Annotated in this window: 17 protein-coding genes; 8 read left to right on the top strand and 9 right to left on the bottom strand. The window is 72.7% G+C overall.

Features of this window, described 5'->3' with window-relative positions:
* Positions 1–255: 255 nt before the first annotated feature.
* A complete protein-coding gene (locus ACIG5E_RS28755; protein ID WP_396538151.1) occupies positions 256–2,244 on the bottom strand; it encodes a heavy metal translocating P-type ATPase in 1,989 nt (662 codons plus the stop codon).
* Between the two features lie 98 nt (positions 2,245–2,342).
* Between ACIG5E_RS28755 and ACIG5E_RS28750 the strand changes: the two genes are divergently transcribed.
* Positions 2,343–2,702, top strand: coding sequence for an ArsR/SmtB family transcription factor (locus ACIG5E_RS28750; protein WP_396538149.1), 360 nt, complete (start codon positions 2,343–2,345; stop codon positions 2,700–2,702).
* A 38-nt stretch (positions 2,703–2,740) separates the two neighbouring features.
* Here ACIG5E_RS28750 and ACIG5E_RS28745 read toward each other — a convergent pair whose 3' ends face one another.
* The 5 genes from ACIG5E_RS28745 to ACIG5E_RS28725 all read right to left on the bottom strand — a co-directional run bounded on the left by ACIG5E_RS28745 (position 2,741) and on the right by ACIG5E_RS28725 (position 5,758).
* A complete protein-coding gene (locus ACIG5E_RS28745; RefSeq protein WP_396538147.1) occupies positions 2,741–2,917 on the bottom strand; it encodes a hypothetical protein in 177 nt (58 codons plus the stop codon).
* Positions 2,918–2,984: 67 nt separating this feature from the next.
* Positions 2,985–3,380 carry a hypothetical protein gene (locus ACIG5E_RS28740; protein ID WP_396538145.1) on the bottom strand — a complete coding sequence of 132 codons (396 nt, stop codon included), beginning with the start codon at positions 3,378–3,380 and terminating at the stop codon, positions 2,985–2,987.
* 52 nt (positions 3,381–3,432) lie between these two features.
* Positions 3,433–3,639 carry a hypothetical protein gene (locus ACIG5E_RS28735; RefSeq protein WP_396538143.1) on the bottom strand — a complete coding sequence of 69 codons (207 nt, stop codon included), beginning with the start codon at positions 3,637–3,639 and terminating at the stop codon, positions 3,433–3,435.
* Between the two features lie 24 nt (positions 3,640–3,663).
* Positions 3,664–5,175: a DEAD/DEAH box helicase gene (locus ACIG5E_RS28730; protein WP_396538141.1), complete on the bottom strand. Its 1,512-nt coding sequence runs from the start codon at positions 5,173–5,175 to the stop codon at positions 3,664–3,666.
* A gap of 379 nt (positions 5,176–5,554) precedes the next feature.
* Entirely contained in the window at positions 5,555–5,758 is a 204-nt protein-coding gene (locus ACIG5E_RS28725) for a cold-shock protein (RefSeq protein WP_344640564.1), read from the bottom strand.
* A 369-nt stretch (positions 5,759–6,127) separates the two neighbouring features.
* Here ACIG5E_RS28725 and ACIG5E_RS28720 point away from each other — a divergent pair, with 369 nt between their 5' ends.
* Positions 6,128–6,355 carry a hypothetical protein gene (locus tag ACIG5E_RS28720; protein WP_396538139.1) on the top strand — a complete coding sequence of 76 codons (228 nt, stop codon included), beginning with the start codon at positions 6,128–6,130 and terminating at the stop codon, positions 6,353–6,355.
* 355 nt (positions 6,356–6,710) lie between these two features.
* Here ACIG5E_RS28720 and ACIG5E_RS28715 read toward each other — a convergent pair whose 3' ends face one another.
* Positions 6,711–7,664 carry a pirin family protein gene (locus ACIG5E_RS28715; RefSeq protein WP_396538137.1) on the bottom strand — a complete coding sequence of 318 codons (954 nt, stop codon included), beginning with the start codon at positions 7,662–7,664 and terminating at the stop codon, positions 6,711–6,713.
* 119 nt (positions 7,665–7,783) lie between these two features.
* Here ACIG5E_RS28715 and ACIG5E_RS28710 point away from each other — a divergent pair, with 119 nt between their 5' ends.
* From ACIG5E_RS28710 to ACIG5E_RS28695, 4 genes are all read left to right on the top strand, one after another.
* Positions 7,784–8,272 carry a carboxymuconolactone decarboxylase family protein gene (locus ACIG5E_RS28710; RefSeq protein ID WP_396538135.1) on the top strand — a complete coding sequence of 163 codons (489 nt, stop codon included), beginning with the start codon at positions 7,784–7,786 and terminating at the stop codon, positions 8,270–8,272.
* Positions 8,273–8,573: 301 nt separating this feature from the next.
* Positions 8,574–9,308 carry a leucine-rich repeat domain-containing protein gene (locus ACIG5E_RS28705; RefSeq protein ID WP_396538187.1) on the top strand — a complete coding sequence of 245 codons (735 nt, stop codon included), beginning with the start codon at positions 8,574–8,576 and terminating at the stop codon, positions 9,306–9,308.
* 214 nt (positions 9,309–9,522) lie between these two features.
* Complete coding sequence (gene thrS / locus ACIG5E_RS28700; protein ID WP_396538133.1) at positions 9,523–10,797, top strand: threonine--tRNA ligase; 1,275 nt, start codon at positions 9,523–9,525, stop codon at positions 10,795–10,797.
* 129 nt (positions 10,798–10,926) lie between these two features.
* The gene (locus ACIG5E_RS28695; RefSeq protein ID WP_396538131.1) at positions 10,927–11,469 is read left to right on the top strand and encodes a hypothetical protein; all 543 of its coding nucleotides are present in this window, start codon (positions 10,927–10,929) and stop codon (positions 11,467–11,469) included.
* 80 nt (positions 11,470–11,549) lie between these two features.
* Here ACIG5E_RS28695 and ACIG5E_RS28690 read toward each other — a convergent pair whose 3' ends face one another.
* Positions 11,550–11,960, bottom strand: coding sequence for a VOC family protein (locus ACIG5E_RS28690; RefSeq protein ID WP_396538129.1), 411 nt, complete (start codon positions 11,958–11,960; stop codon positions 11,550–11,552).
* Positions 11,961–12,027: 67 nt separating this feature from the next.
* Here ACIG5E_RS28690 and ACIG5E_RS28685 point away from each other — a divergent pair, with 67 nt between their 5' ends.
* Complete coding sequence (locus ACIG5E_RS28685; protein ID WP_396538127.1) at positions 12,028–12,504, top strand: MarR family winged helix-turn-helix transcriptional regulator; 477 nt, start codon at positions 12,028–12,030, stop codon at positions 12,502–12,504.
* A gap of 2 nt (positions 12,505–12,506) precedes the next feature.
* On the opposite strand, the gene ACIG5E_RS28680 is transcribed toward ACIG5E_RS28685, so the two are convergent.
* Positions 12,507–13,121: a C40 family peptidase gene (locus ACIG5E_RS28680; RefSeq protein ID WP_396538125.1), complete on the bottom strand. Its 615-nt coding sequence runs from the start codon at positions 13,119–13,121 to the stop codon at positions 12,507–12,509.
* A 232-nt stretch (positions 13,122–13,353) separates the two neighbouring features.
* On the opposite strand from ACIG5E_RS28680, the gene ACIG5E_RS28675 reads away from it, so the two are divergent.
* The gene (locus ACIG5E_RS28675; RefSeq protein ID WP_396538123.1) at positions 13,354–13,758 is read left to right on the top strand and encodes a RidA family protein; all 405 of its coding nucleotides are present in this window, start codon (positions 13,354–13,356) and stop codon (positions 13,756–13,758) included.
* Positions 13,759–13,826 lie beyond the last annotated feature (68 nt).

Below are 13,826 nucleotides of genomic sequence, written 5' to 3'. Positions count from 1 at the left end.
GCGGGGGTGGGGGGGCGGGGCCGGGGGGGGGGCCCCCCCCCCCCCGGGGGGCGGGGGGGGGGGGGGGGCCCCCCCGGGGCCCCCCCCCCCCCCACCCGGCTCAGCCGCCCGCCGGAACCCGGAGCGTGCCGTAGCACCAGCGGTAGCGAGCAGGGCGCTGACACTCCTTCTTGAGGCTCCTGACGCACAGCGGGCCGCCGCCCCTGGTACGGGGCGGCGGCCTCGGGGAGGTGCCTTTTCCTGCTGGGCGGGCGCTTACCGGCCGCCCTCGGCCCGGGCCCTGGTCCAGGCGGCCTCGCGCAGCAGTCGCAGGCCGTTGAGGCCGACGATGACGGTCGAGCCCTCGTGGCCGAGGACGCCCAGCGGCAGCGGGAGGGTGGCGACCAGGTCCCAGACCACCAGCACGGAGATGAACACCGAGGCGATCACCAGGTTCTGCACGACGAAGGAGCGGGCCCGCCGGGAGAGCGCCACCACGGTGGGGACGGTGGCGAGTTCGTCGCGCACGATGACGGCGTCGGCGGTCTCCAGCGCCAGGTCGGAGCCGGCCCGGCCCATCGCGATGCCGGTGTGGGCGGTGGCCAGGGCGGGCGCGTCGTTGACGCCGTCACCGACGACCAGGACCTTGCGGCCGGCCTTCTCCTGTTCCTGGACGGCGGTGACCTTGTCCTGGGGGAGCAGCCCGGCGCGGACGTCGGTGATGCCGACCTCGGCGGCCAGTCGGGCGGCGGCGCGCGGGTTGTCACCGGTGAGCAGCATCGGCGCGGTGCCCGTCAGGGCGGTGAGCGCGGTGACGGTGCCGGCGGCGTCCGGGCGCAGGCGATCGGCGATGCCGAGCACGCCGACCGGGACGCCGTCGGCCTCGACCAGGACGGCGGTGCGGCCGCTGCTCTCCAGCTCGGCGGCGATGGCCGCGGCGCGGGCGGAGACGGCGCCCTCGGCGTCGTTCAGCAGCCGTGCCGGGGCGCCGACCGCGACGGCGCGGCCGTCGACGGTGGCGGTGACGCCGATGCCGGGGGCGGAGGAGAAGTCCTCGGCGGTGGCGAGGGCCAGGCCGCGGGTGCGGGCGGCGTCCACGATCGCGCGGGCGAGCGGGTGCTCGCTGGGGTGCTCGGCCGCCGCGGCGAGCGCGAGCAGTTGCTCCTCGGTGAGGCCGGAGCCGGTGAGCGGGCGCAGGTCGGTGACCCGGGGCGTGCCCTCGGTCAGGGTGCCGGTCTTGTCGAGGGCGACGCCGTCGACCTGGCCGAGCCGCTCCATGACCACCGCGGACTTGACCAGCACGCCGTGGCGGCCGGCGTTGGCGATCGCGGAGAGCAGCGGCGGCATGGTGGCGAGCACCACGGCGCACGGGGAGGCGACGATCATGAAGGTCATCGCCCGCAGCAGCGAGCCGGTGAAGGCCGCGCCGAAGGCCAGCGGCACGGCGAAGACCGCGAGGGTGGCGATCACCATGCCGATCGAGTAGCGCTGCTCGACCTTCTCGATGAACAGCTGGGTCGGCGCCTTGGTCTCGGAGGCCTCCTCGACCATGGCGACGATCCGGGCGATCACCGAGTCGGAGGCGTCGCGCTCGACCTTCACCCGCAGCGCGCCGGTGCCGTTCAGGGTGCCGGCGAAGACCTCGTCGCCGACCTCCTTCGCCACGGGCAGCGGCTCGCCGGTGATGGTGGCCTGGTCGACCTCGCTCGCGCCGTCCAGCACCCGCCCGTCGGCGCCGATCCGCTCGCCGGGCCGCACCAGGACGGTGTCGCCGACCGCCAGCCGCTCGGTCGGCACGCTCTCCTCGGCGCCGTCGTCCAGCAACCGGGTGGCGGTGGTCGGGGCGAGGTCGAGCAGTCCGCGCACCGAGTCGGCGGTGCGGGCGGTGGCCAGGGCCTCCAGTGCGCCGGAGGTGGCGAAGATGACGATCAGCAGCGCGCCGTCCATGACCTGGCCGACGGCGGCGGCGCCGAGGGCGGCGACGATCATCAGCAGGTCGACGTCGAGGGTCTTCTCGTGCAGTGCCTGGAGGCCGGCCCAGCCGGGCTCCCAGCCGCCGGTGGCGTACGCGAGGGCGTACAGCGGGCCCCAGGCCCAGGCGGGGGCGCCGGTGAGCTGGAGCGGGAGCGCGATCAGGAACAGCACGGTCGCGGCGGCGGCCCAGCGGGCCTCGGGCAGGGCGAACACCCGGGTGCGACGGCGCGGGGCGGTGTCGGGACGCGGCGCGGCGGAGGGCACGGGTCGCTCGATCAGGCTGGTGGGCATGCGGACGGGACCCTTCGGGGCAGGACGGGGCCAGTGACTCATCCACCATACATGAACATATGAACCGTCCTTCATGTATGAGTTGTACTATTGCCCGCATGGGTCATGGAGCCGCCCCCGCAACCGCCGTCCCGCACACCCGCCTGGACGAAGCCAGTGCTGCCCGGGTGGCCACCACCCTGCAGGCCCTGGCCACCCCCTCGCGACTGCTGATCCTCTCCCGCCTGCGCGAGGGCCCCTGCGCCGCCACCGAACTCGCCGCCGAGGTCGGGCTGGAGCAGTCCGCCTGCTCCCACCAGCTGCGCCTGCTGCGCAACCTCGGCCTGGTGGTCGGCCGGCGGCAGGGCCGCTCGGTCGTCTACGCGCTCTACGACAACCACGTCGCGGCCCTGCTCGACCAGGCCGTCTACCACATCGAGCACCTGCGCCTCGGTCTCACCGACACCGCGCTCGGCTGACAGCGGCCGGGGCCCGGCCGCCGCAGGTCAGCTGCGCCTCAGTCGGTCGGCGCGCTTTCGGCTTCCGCTTCCTGCCGGACGGCGGCCGGAGCCTCGGCCGCGGCCGTTCCGGTGTCCGTCTCGGTGGGGCTCGTCTCGCTGGGGGCCGCCGCGTCGCGGTCGGCGCTCCCTCCGGTCATCTCGGGCACTGCCTTGCCTCCGGTCATCTCGGGCATCGCCTTGCCTCCTCCCCAAGTGGGCATCGCCTTGCCTCCCGTGCTCCCAGGGCGTGCTGACGTCCTCTCACAGTGCGGCAAGGACGTCCTGGTGTACACCGTCGAGGACGAAGCCGTTGTCCAGGCGGACCCGGACCGTCACCCGGCTTCCGCGCGCCCGGTGTGCGGCCCACTCCGGTTCCAGCGCGGCGATCTGCGCCTCCAGGCGCTCCCGGCTCGCCTCCGGCATGGTGTGCCCGTAGTCCTCGAAGAGTGCCTTGAGCCGCTGGTACTCGCGGACCTCCTCGCTCTCCGGGAGTTCGCCGTCCACCCGCTCGACGGTGCCCTCGGCCCCGGCTCCCAGGGAGAGGAACCCGACGACGGCCCCGGCCCCGGCCCCGGGCTCACCGGGCTCCTCGGCGACGGTCTCACCGATGCCGAGGTCCGCCGTTAGCCTGACGCGTCGTCCTTCCTCCAGGGTCATCCGTCCTCTGCCTCTCAGGTCGTTCGGTGCCGCGGGCGCGGCCGGCCGACGGTCAGGCCATTATCCGCTCCCAGATCTTCGGGGCGCCGCCCCCGCCGCCGAAGGCGAAGCGGCGGCGGGCGTGGCTGTGGGCGATGCCGCTGCGGGGGTCGGCGAAGGACTGGGCGCCGGTGGCCCCGCAGTGCCCGAAGGCGTCCGGGCCGAGGCCGGGGTAGCGGCCAGGGCCTGTTCGGCCATGAGGGGGGTGAGGCGCTTCCATCCGTCCTGGTCGAGCCGTCGACGGCTACCCGGTGGGGGCGTTGTGCCTGGGAGCCCGGCGGCGGTCGGAGGACCCGCGCTCGCCGCGGCCGGCGGCCGTCCGGGTGTCGCCGGCGGCGGGGCGGCCGCGCCGGCCACGGCTGGTCGACGCGTTGCGGCGAGGGCGCTCGACGACGGGGTCGGGGATGGTGACGGGCACGCCGGTGGGCACGCGGGCGCCGGTGATTCGGGCCAGGTCCTCGTCGCCGGCGTTGACCCTGGTGGTGACGGGGATGATTCCGGCCGCGGTCATCAAGCGGGCCATCCCGCGGCGCTGGTTGGGCAGCACCAGAGTGACGACGGTGCCGGACTCGCCGGCCCGGGCGGTTCGGCCGCCCCGGTGGAGGTAGTCCTTGTGGTCGCCCGGCGGGTCGACGTTGACGACCAGGTCGAGCCCGTCGACGTGGATGCCGCGGGCGGCGACGTTGGTCGCGACCAGGGCCGTGACCTGACCGGTGCGGAACTGCTCCAGGGTGCGGGTGCGCTGCGGCTGTTCCTTGCCGCCGTGCAGGGCCGCGGCCTTCACGCCGTTCGCGAGCAGGTCCTCCACCAGGCGGTCCGCGCCGCTCCTGGTGTCGACGAACATGATCACCGTGCCGTCGCGGGACGCGATGTGGGCGATGGTGGCGTTCTTGTCGAAGTTCTGCACCTGCAGCACGTGATGCTCCATGGTGTCGACGGCTCCCGCGGACGGGTCCGCCGAGTGCGTGACCGGGTCCTTGAGGAAGTGCCGCACCAGACGGTCGACGTCGCGGTCCAGGGTGGCGGAGAACAGCATGGTCTGGCCGTCTCCGGCGACCTGCTCAAGGAGCTCCGTGACCTGCGGGAGGAAGCCCATGTCGGCCATCTGGTCGGCCTCGTCGAGCACCGTGACGCCGACCCGGTCCAGTCGGCAGTCGCCGCGCTGGATCAGGTCCTTGAGCCGGCCCGGGGTGGCCACCACGACCTCCGCTCCCCGGTTCAGCATCCAGGCCTGGCGGCTGATCGACGTCCCGCCCACCACGCTCGCCATCCGCAGACGCACCGCGCGGGCGTAGGGCGTGAGCGCCTCGGTGACCTGCTGCGCGAGCTCGCGGGTGGGGACCAGCACCAGGGCCAGCGGGCAGCCCGGCTCGGCCCTCTGCCCGGCGGTGCGGGCCAGCACGGCGAGGCCGAACGCGATGGTCTTGCCGGAGCCGGTCCGGCCTCGGCCCAGCACGTCGCGGCCGGCCAGTGAGTTCGGCAAGGTTGCGGCCTGGATCGGGAACGGCGCGGTGACGCCCTGCTGGGTCAGCACCGACAGCAGTCCCTTCGGCATGTCCAGTTCGTCGAAGGACTCGACGGCCGGCAGGGCCGGGGTGGTGCTCACCGGCATCGCGAACTCGCCCTGCGGGGCGGAACCCCGAGAGCGGTCCCGGCCGCGGGACCGGCCATCGGCAGGCCGCGACCCGTAGAAGGAGGAGCTCCCGCCTGAGCGGGAGCCGGCTTTCTGGTGCCAGGAGCGACTGGAGTGGTTCATGCGGGAAGACCTTCCTCTGGGCGGCACGTCACGAGGAAGGCTCTGCGGCGTGGGGCGCCGGCGGAGACCGCGAGGGAACGGGCCGGAAGTGCGACGGGCGGAGCGTGGGCGGTGGGTCCGTGTCCACGTCGCCTACGGTCGATGCCCACCGGCAAGAGCGGGAGTGGAGAGATCTCGAACCGTGAACTGCCACGGCAGGACGCCGATCCGAACACGGCGCTGTGTGTCTCTCCCGGTGACGGCCCTCGTGATCCGGGGCCGAGGGGCCGGCCTCCATGGCCGGGGTGACTTCGCGGCGTCAATACGCCGACGGGCCCGCACCGGGCATCATGTCGCGGTGCGGGCCCCTCACTGCCAGGCGGGTGCCGGAGCAGGAAAACTACAGCGGGCGGATGTTCTCGGCCTGCGGGCCCTTCTGACCCTGCGTGACGTCGAACTCGACCTTCTGGCCCTCGAGCAGCTCACGGAAGCCGTTGGCGTTGATGTTCGAGAAGTGGGCGAACACGTCCGGGCCGCCACCCTCCTGCTCGATGAAGCCGAAGCCCTTCTCCGAGTTGAACCACTTCACAGTGCCATTAGCCATAAAAATCTCCTTCAGGGGCTGTTCGAAGCCCGCACGGTGCGGGGTTCGAGTCGCCGCATGGAGCACCCACCCGGGGAAGAGCCGGGAAAAACAAAAAATGCGCCTGCGATACATGAGCAGGCGCACACAAAGTTCATGGGAACCACTACTGCAACTAAAACCGACTGTAGCAGGCCGCGGCGCGGAGCGGGTTGATATTTCATCCCGAGTTTCGAGGAGGCTGCCGTCAGGGGCCGCCGCCCGACACCGCCGTGACCATCAACACACCAGGGGCGCAAGCCCGTGCGACACACACTGATTTCGGCGCCGCCCCGGTTCGATCGCTCCGGATGGTTCCGCTGCAACGATTTCCGGCGCATACTGGCGGAAATGACGAAATCTGCAGCAGTCCGCCGCCACCTGCCCACCAGTCCGTTCACGGCGCGGCCTGAAGCGCCACGCAAGCACTTCGCCCTCGGCGACCGCGTCACCCACGACAGGTACGGCCTCGGCCGGGTCGTCGGTGTCGAAGGGTCCGACGAGAGCGCGGTCCTCGTCGACTTCGGCTCGCACCAGGTACGCATCACCCAGCCGTACACCGCGATGTACAAACTGTGACCCCGGGCCTCCTCCTGGGATGAGGCATCCAGTCTTGCCGGCGGTGCGCATGGCCCCGAGGGTGTCGAACTCGTCCGACGGGTAGACCGCCCGGGTCTCCACGGCGGCTTCGAGGACGGTGCGCAGCCTGGCCATGCTCTCTCCCGTGAAGCGGCTGATCAGACCGTCGAGACGGATGCTGAACAGCGGTGGGGAGAGCTCGTTGGCCAGGGCTGCGACGGGTCATGCCCTTGCCGGTGCCGGGCGGCCCCGACGGCATGATCCGGTGCACCGGGGTGAGGCCGGAGCGTTCCGGCCGGGCGCGCTGTCGTTGCCCGTGCAGGACCTTGTCCTTGACCGCGCAAGTTTCCGCAGGTCAGCGGACCCGTCCGCGCGGTTTCAACGGAATCGACGGCAGCTCCGGCGCGGGCAGACGGGCACCGTCGTAGCCGTGTACCTCGCCGAAGCGGAGGCCCTTCTCCCAGTCGTTTCGTGCCTGTGCGATCTCGTCACCGGACCGCCCGATGAAGTTCCACCACATGACGATCTGCTCCTCGAAGGGCGTGCCGCCGAGGAGGATGAGGCGGGCCGGGGCGTCGGTGGTGTTGGTGGCGGTCAGGGTGGTGGGGCCGGGGGCGAGGTAGCCGAGGTCGCCGTGGTGGAGGGCGGTGTCGGCGAGGCTGACCTCGCCGCGGTCGACCAGGACGCCGTGTTCGAAGGCGGGGTCGACGGCCAGGGTGACGGCGGCGTGCGGGCGGAGGGTGAGTTCGGCGCCGAGGAGCGGGGTGAAGGTCGGCACGGGGGAGGTGCGGCCGGCCAGGGTGCCGAGGAAGACGCGGGCCTCGCCGCCGTCCAGGGCCACGGGCTCGGGGACGTGGTGGTGGAAGTCCCGTGCGGTGTGGCGGTGTTCTTCGGGCAGGACGACCCAGAGCTGGACGCCGTGCAGCACGGTGGTCGCGGGGGTGGAGACCTCGGAGTGGCAGATGCCGTGGCCGGAGGTCATCAGGTTGAGCTCGCCCGGGCGGACGAAGGCGTGGACGCCGAGGCTGTCCCGGTGCTCGATCTCGCCGGTGAAGAGCCAGCTGACGGTCTGCAGGCCGGTGTGGGGGTGCGGGGCGACATCCATGCCGCCGGTCCGGGCGACGTCGTCGGGGCCGTAGTGGTCGACGAAGCACCAGGCGCCGATGAGCCGTCGGGAGCTGTGCGGGAGGGTGCGGCGCACGGTCATCGCGCGCGGGCCGCCGAGCGGGACGTCCCGGGCGGACAGGACCTCGACGTACGGGTCCTGTGATTGAGCGGTGGGGTGCGGCTCGGTCTCGGCGGTGCTCACGGCTGTGGTCCCTCCCACGGCGGATGCGGTTCCATGTAGTTCTATATTCAACTATTATGCCATGACAGAGTGCCGAACGGCAGCGAGCCGATGGTGTCCGTGGGAGTCGAGGAGTTCAGGTGAGTGATGTGACGGTGGTCCCGGCGGCGCGTCGGGTGTTCATCGACAAGCAGAGCCCCAAGGCCTACAAGGCGCTGCTGGCGGCCGCCGAGGCGGCGCGGGCGGTCGCGACGGACGCCGGGCTGGACCGGCGGCTGGTGGAGCTGGTCAACCTGCGGGTCTCGCAGATCAACGGCTGCGCCTACTGCCTGAACGTGCACACCCGGGCCGCGCTGCGCGAGGGCGAGACCACCCAGCGGCTGGGCGTGCTGCCGGCCTGGCGGGACACCGAGCTGTTCACCGCGCGGGAGCGGGCGGCGCTGGCGCTGGCGGAGGCGACCACCAATCCGTCGGACGCGGGCGCGCAGCAGGCCGCCTACGCGCTCGCGCGGGAGGTGCTGACCGAGGAGGAGATCTCGGCGGCGGTCTGGGTGGCGATCACCATCAACTCCTTCAACCGGGTGTCGATCATGAGCAAGCACCCGGTCCGCCCGACTCCGGGGGTGTAGGGCGGTTCCGGCGGGTCTTCGCTGGCGGGCTTTGCTGGCGGGCTTTGCTGGCGGGTCTTCGCTGGGGGTCTCGGCCGACGGGCCTTGTGCGGTGGCCGGTCTGGACGACCCGATCGAGCGGTACCTGCCCGGGATGGTCCCGAAACGGCGAGCACATAACCGTCCGTCAGCTGCTCAATCACAGCTCCGGCCTGTGGGGCCCGACCAACGAGAAGGGCGGGCTGTTCCACCCCGCCCGCCCGGCAGCCCCGTCTGACGGCCGTGAGCGCCGCGGCGGCGGAGAATGGCGGGCGTGACAGACATGACGCTCAACCTCTGGCGGCAGCCGCTCGGCCCGGTGCTCGCCGAGGTGCTCACCACGGTGTGGGACCGCAACGAGCTGACCGTGCTCATCCTCGCCGAGGGTGCGATCTCCGAACTCCCGCCCGGCATCAGCAGGTTGTCCAGGCTGCGCACCCTCGACCTCGGCCACAACCTGCTCACCGAGGTGCCCGCCGAACTGGCGCAGCTCACCTGGCTCCGGGACTTCCTCTACCTGCACGACAACCAGCTGACCAGCCTGCCGGAGTCGCTCGGGCGGCTCACCGAGCTGCGCTACCTCAACGTCGGCGAGAACCGGCTCGCCGAACTCCCGTTCTCCATCGGGAAGATGGCGGAGCTGGTCGAACTGCGTGCCCAGCGCAACCGGCTCACCGCGCTGCCGGAGTCGATCGGCGCACTCGGGGAGCTGCGCGAACTCTGGCTGCGAGGCAACCAGTTGACCGGCCTGCCGGCCTCCTTCCGGCTGCTGTCCGAACTGCGCGAGCTGGAGCTGCGGGAGAACGCGCTCGCCGAGTTCCCCGCCGTCCTCGCCCGGCTGCCGCGGCTGCGCCGCATCGACCTGCGCAGCAACGAGATCGCCGAACTGCCCGACTGGCTGGCCGACCCGGCCGCGCTGCCCGCACTGGAGAAGCTCGACCTGCGGTGGAACGACGTCCAGGTGTCGGACCGGGTGCGGGAGGCGCTCGCCCAGCGCGGCTGCGTCGTTCTGCGGTGAGCCGGCCTGCTGTGAGCTCGCTCATGAAGATCAACACGCGGATCGAAGACCTGCTACCGTGGAACGCATGAAGCGCGCTGCACTCGTCACGACGACGCCGGAACAAGTCCCGGCGCGCTGACTGCTGACCAAGTCCGAAGCCCCGGGGCGAGTGCCCCGGGGCTTCGTCGTTCCCGGCTCCACTCGCCCGCGGATCCCGAGTGGAGACCACCCCATGAACGACCAGCTCATGAACGACCGGCCCGTGAACGACCGGCCCGGGCACGACCACCGCAAGCTCGGCCGCGAGCTCGACCTGTTCGACACCGACCCGCTGATGGGCTCCGGCCTGCCGTACTGGCTGCCCGACGGCGCCGCGATCCGGCACACCCTGGAGGAGTTCATCCGCGGTCGCGAGCGCCGGGCCGGCTACCGCCACGTCTACTCGCCGGTGCTCGGCAAGCGCGAGCTGTACGAGATCTCCGGCCACTGGGACCACTACCGCGACGACATGTTCCCACCCATGGAACTCGGCTCGGAGGAGATGGTGCTGCGCCCGAGCCTGTGTCCGCACCACGCGCTGATCTTCCGCTCCCGCCCCCACAGCTACCGGGAACTGCCGCTGCGGATGGCCGAGTTGGGCGGCATGTACCGCTCCGAACTGTCCGGTGTGCTCGGCGGGCTGACCAGGGTCCGGGCGATCCAGTTGAACGACGCGCACGTCTTCTGCACCCCCGAGCAGGCCGCCGACGAGGCCGTCGCCGCCCTGGAGCTGATCCGCGAGGCGCATCGCGCGCTCGGCGTCGTTCCGGTCCGCTACCGGCTCTCACTGCCCGGCGAGGGCGGCAAGTACGTGGCCGATCCCGGACTCTGGCAGCGCGCCACCGCGCTGTTGACCGACGTTCTGGAGCGCTCCGGGGTGCCGTTCGAGGCGGCCGAGGGCGAGGCCGCGTTCTACGGTCCCAAGATCGACGTGCAGATCGCGGACGGCGCCGGGCGCGAGTTCACCCTCTCCACCGTGCAGATCGACTTCCACCAGCCCGAGCGCTTCAACCTGCACTACATCGGCCCGGACGGCGCCAAGCACCGTCCGGTGATGGTGCACCGCAGCGTGATCGGCAGCGTCGAGCGGGTGGTGGCCCACCTGATCGAGCTGTACGGCGGGGCGTTCCCGGCCTGGCTCGCCCCCGCCCAGGTGGTGCTGCTGCCGATCTCCGACGCCGAGCTGCCGCAGGCCGAGCGGTTGCGGCAGCGCTGCCTGGACCTCGGACTGCGGGCCGAGGTCGCCGGCCCCGAGCACGGCAGCCTCGGCGCCCGGATCCGGGAGGCCCGGCTGGTGCCCTACCAGGCGGTGATCGGCGCCAAGGAGGCCGTGGACGACCGGGTCGCACTGCGGCTGCGGGACGGCCGCCGGCTGGAGCCGATGCCCGCCGAGGAGGCCTGGTCGAGGATCGGCGCGCTGGTCGCGGACTGCAGCGCCGAGCTGTGGCGGGACGCGCCCGCCCGGTGAACCAGGGGCATACGTACGACTAGTGCGGTGCCCGGTGTGTCGGCGGGGCCGGGGGAGACGACCGCCCGTCGAATGGGCGCGGCGGCCGAGTCCACGGCCGCCGCTGTCCCCATGGTTCCGGAGGTACCCATGCGCAGACCGCGCAGGTTCGTCGCTCCCGTCCTCACCGCCTGTCTCGCCCTCGCCGGGGCGGTGGCCGCCGCCCCGGCGAGTTCGGCCGGGCTCCGCCCGCTGCCCGTGCCGGAGGTCCAGTACTGCGCCGCCGTCCTCGGGCACCTGCCCGGAGCCGACGGCGTCTCGCCGGTGCTTGGCCGGGCCTGCTCACCGGACTCCACCGCCGACGCGCTCGCCCAGGCCGACCACCGCACCCGCGGCGCGCAGCAGCCGGCCGACCGGACGCTGCTGCTGGAGGAGTACAAGGACATCAACTACGGCGGCGGCGTCATCTACTCCTTCTTCGGCGATGCCGGCGGCTGCGATTCCACCGGCTACCACCTGGTCAACTACTTCGGGGTGGCGCTGAGCGTCTCCTCGATGAAGGGCTACAACAACTGCAACACCGTCCACCTCTGGTCGACGCTCGGCAAGGAGGAGACGCTGGGCCTGCCGGCCGCCTACCTGGGGCCGGACTTCAACGACGCGGTCCGCGAGCTGCAGGTCTTCCACAGCTGAGCGCCCCGGACACCGCCGGCCGCCGGAGGAGTGCGAGCGCACCTCCGGCGGCCGGCGGTGTCCGGCGGGACTGTCGGCGGTCAGTAGGACTGCAGCTCGATCAAGTGGCCCTCGGGGTCGCGCAGATGGGCGCTGCGCAGGGTGGGACCCCACTCCGGGCGGTCGGTCGCCGGGGCGACGAGGACACCGCCGTGTTCGAGGCAGAGGGTGAGCGCCTTGTCGACGTCGTCGACCCGGAAGACCAGCATCGCGGCGTCCTGGGCGGGTGTGGCCGGGTGGGCGGGCAGCCCGTTGGTGCCCAGGGCGGCGGCCATCGCGGCGCGGTCGTAGAGCACCAGGACGGCCTGCTCCTCGACGTCCCAGTTGGCGTACGGGCCCTCGGGTGCGCCCTTGACCAGGTTGGCGCCGGTGAGCGGGGGCAGGACCGCGCGGTAGAAGCCGAAGCACTCGGCGAAGCGGGTGACGAGCAGGCGCGGGTAGAGGGCGTCCACGGTCGAACTCCTGGGATCGAAAATAGTGGGTTGGAACCCACTATAGGGAGAACCCTAGAATGACGCCATGGCCTCCGAGACCCCCGCCCCGTCCGACGGACTGCCGCCGACCCTGCTGGAGCTCAGCACCTTCCTGCTCGCCCGGATCGGCCGGACCGCGCGCGGGCGGCTCGGCGAGCAGCTGGCAGAACGCGGCCTGCGGCTCTGGGACATGGCGGTGCTCGCCGCGCTCGCCGACTTCGGCCCGCAGGCGCAGCGGGACCTGGTGCGGCGGCTGGGCATCGACCCGAGCGACCTCGCGAAGGTCGCCGACCAGCTGGGCGCGGCCGGGTACGTCGAGCGCAGCCGGGACCCGGCGGACCGGCGGCGGGTCTCGGTCTCCGTCACCGCGGCCGGGCGGGCGCTGCTGGCCGAACTGGAGGCACAGGCCCGGGCGGTGCAGGACGAGGTGCTGGCACCGCTGGACGAGGGGGAGCGGCGGGTGCTGCAGGGGCTGCTGCGGCGGGTGAACGAGGGGATGGCGGTGCGGCGCGGCGCCGTGTGAGCTCAGGCGGCAGGCGGCGTGGGGCGGCGGGCGCCCGCGAACTCGCCCGCCCAGCGCGGGAGGTCGAGCACCTTCTCCACCCGGGCGACCAGCGTGCCGGTGCGCTCGGCGTGGATCATCGCGCCATCGCCCGCGTAGATGCCGACGTGGTGCAGCGGGGCGTCGGGGCGGGAGAAGAACAGCAGGTCGCCGGGGGCGAGGGCGTCGCGTTCGACCGGCGCGCTGCGGTTGAACTGGGCGACGGTGTAGTGCCCGAGCTCGACGGTCCCGTGGCTGGCGCGGTACCAGCAGTAGAGGGACAGGCCGCTGCAGTCGAAGCCGACCGTGCTCTCGCCCAGGCAAACGCCGTTGAGGTAGCCGTTGTCCGCGTCGCAGAAGCCGAGGCCCGGGCCCAGCCGGTCGCCGCCACCCCAGGCGTACGGGACGCCGATCTGCGCGGCGGCGACGGCGGCGACCCGCAGGCCCAGGGCGGCGGCGGGCTCGGACGGGGGTGCGGCGTGGGCGGGTTGGGCGGCCGGGGCGAGGGCCGGGGCGAGGCCCGCGCCGAGGGCGAGGCCGAGCATGCGGCGGCGTCCGACTCCGAAGGCCTGGTCGCGGCCGGGCGGTTGGGGCTCCATCGGTCGACTCCCGGGGCTGGTGGCGGTGTTGGCTGCGGTGGTGGTCGCCCTGTTGGCGTGGGCGGGCACCAGGATCGCGGTCCGGCGGTGCCGTCCGCCATCACCCGCACAGGTGAATCGTGGGCACACGGGCCTTGGCCGGGCCGGGAGTTCGCCGGAAATCGGTTTGACGGCCGTTCGTGAGGGGCCAACGATGAGCGCGAACGTTCGGTCACAGCCCTCGGAGGGCCTCATGAGCAGCGCCGTCAAGCTGGTCCGCAGCACCCGTCTCACCCCGGCCGTCGACTACGCCTACGCGGCGGTCGTCGATGCCCCGGCCCGCTCGCTCTGGCTCGCCGGGGCCTGCCCGCTGGACGAGGAGGGGCGTACGGTCGCCGTCGGTGACTACGAGGGCCAGACGCACCAGGTGATGCGCAATCTGATAACCGTGCTGGAGGACTCGGGTGCGGGGCTCACGGACATCGCCCGGACCACCGTGTACGTGGCCTCCAGCGATCAGGCGGACCTGGTGAAGGTGTGGAACGTGTACCGGGAGTACCTGGGGGAGCATGACGCCCCCAGCACGCTGCTCGGAGTCACGGTGCTCGGCTACACGGACCAGCTGGTGGAGGTGGAGGCGGTGGCCGTGCTGCCCTGACGGTCGGGCGACGAGCCGGTCCGTCGGGCGGCCGCAGGAGGGGCGGCCCCGTGCGTCCGTGCGGCGGC

It is taken from the genome of Kitasatospora sp. NPDC053057 (genome assembly GCF_044546945.1).
GTDB lineage: Bacteria > Actinomycetota > Actinomycetes > Streptomycetales > Streptomycetaceae > Kitasatospora.
Note: the sequence above shows the minus strand (reverse complement) of the source record. Positions and strands in the feature narration are given on the sequence as shown.

Bases quoted from the DNA above. Each gene is read 5' to 3' on its own strand.
- ACIG5E_RS28750 (WP_396538149.1), top strand. From the start codon at position 2,343: ATGGGTCATGGAGCCGCCCCCGCAACCGCCGTCCCGCACACCCGCCTG.
- ACIG5E_RS28740 (WP_396538145.1), bottom strand. From the start codon at position 3,380: ATGACCCTGGAGGAAGGACGACGCGTCAGGCTAACGGCGGACCTCGGC.
- ACIG5E_RS28680 (WP_396538125.1), bottom strand. From the start codon at position 13,121: ATGGAGCCCCAACCGCCCGGCCGCGACCAGGCCTTCGGAGTCGGACGC.
- ACIG5E_RS28720 (WP_396538139.1), top strand. From the start codon at position 6,128: ATGACGAAATCTGCAGCAGTCCGCCGCCACCTGCCCACCAGTCCGTTC.
- ACIG5E_RS28755 (WP_396538151.1), bottom strand. From the start codon at position 2,244: ATGCCCACCAGCCTGATCGAGCGACCCGTGCCCTCCGCCGCGCCGCGT.
- ACIG5E_RS28745 (WP_396538147.1), bottom strand. From the start codon at position 2,917: ATGCCCGAGATGACCGGAGGCAAGGCAGTGCCCGAGATGACCGGAGGG.
- ACIG5E_RS28695 (WP_396538131.1), top strand. From the start codon at position 10,927: ATGCGCAGACCGCGCAGGTTCGTCGCTCCCGTCCTCACCGCCTGTCTC.
- ACIG5E_RS28705 (WP_396538187.1), top strand. From the start codon at position 8,574: ATGACGCTCAACCTCTGGCGGCAGCCGCTCGGCCCGGTGCTCGCCGAG.
- thrS (WP_396538133.1), top strand. From the start codon at position 9,523: ATGAACGACCAGCTCATGAACGACCGGCCCGTGAACGACCGGCCCGGG.
- ACIG5E_RS28685 (WP_396538127.1), top strand. From the start codon at position 12,028: ATGGCCTCCGAGACCCCCGCCCCGTCCGACGGACTGCCGCCGACCCTG.
- ACIG5E_RS28735 (WP_396538143.1), bottom strand. From the start codon at position 3,639: ATGGAAGCGCCTCACCCCCCTCATGGCCGAACAGGCCCTGGCCGCTAC.
- ACIG5E_RS28675 (WP_396538123.1), top strand. From the start codon at position 13,354: ATGAGCAGCGCCGTCAAGCTGGTCCGCAGCACCCGTCTCACCCCGGCC.
- ACIG5E_RS28730 (WP_396538141.1), bottom strand. From the start codon at position 5,175: ATGAACCACTCCAGTCGCTCCTGGCACCAGAAAGCCGGCTCCCGCTCA.
- ACIG5E_RS28725 (WP_344640564.1), bottom strand. From the start codon at position 5,758: ATGGCTAATGGCACTGTGAAGTGGTTCAACTCGGAGAAGGGCTTCGGC.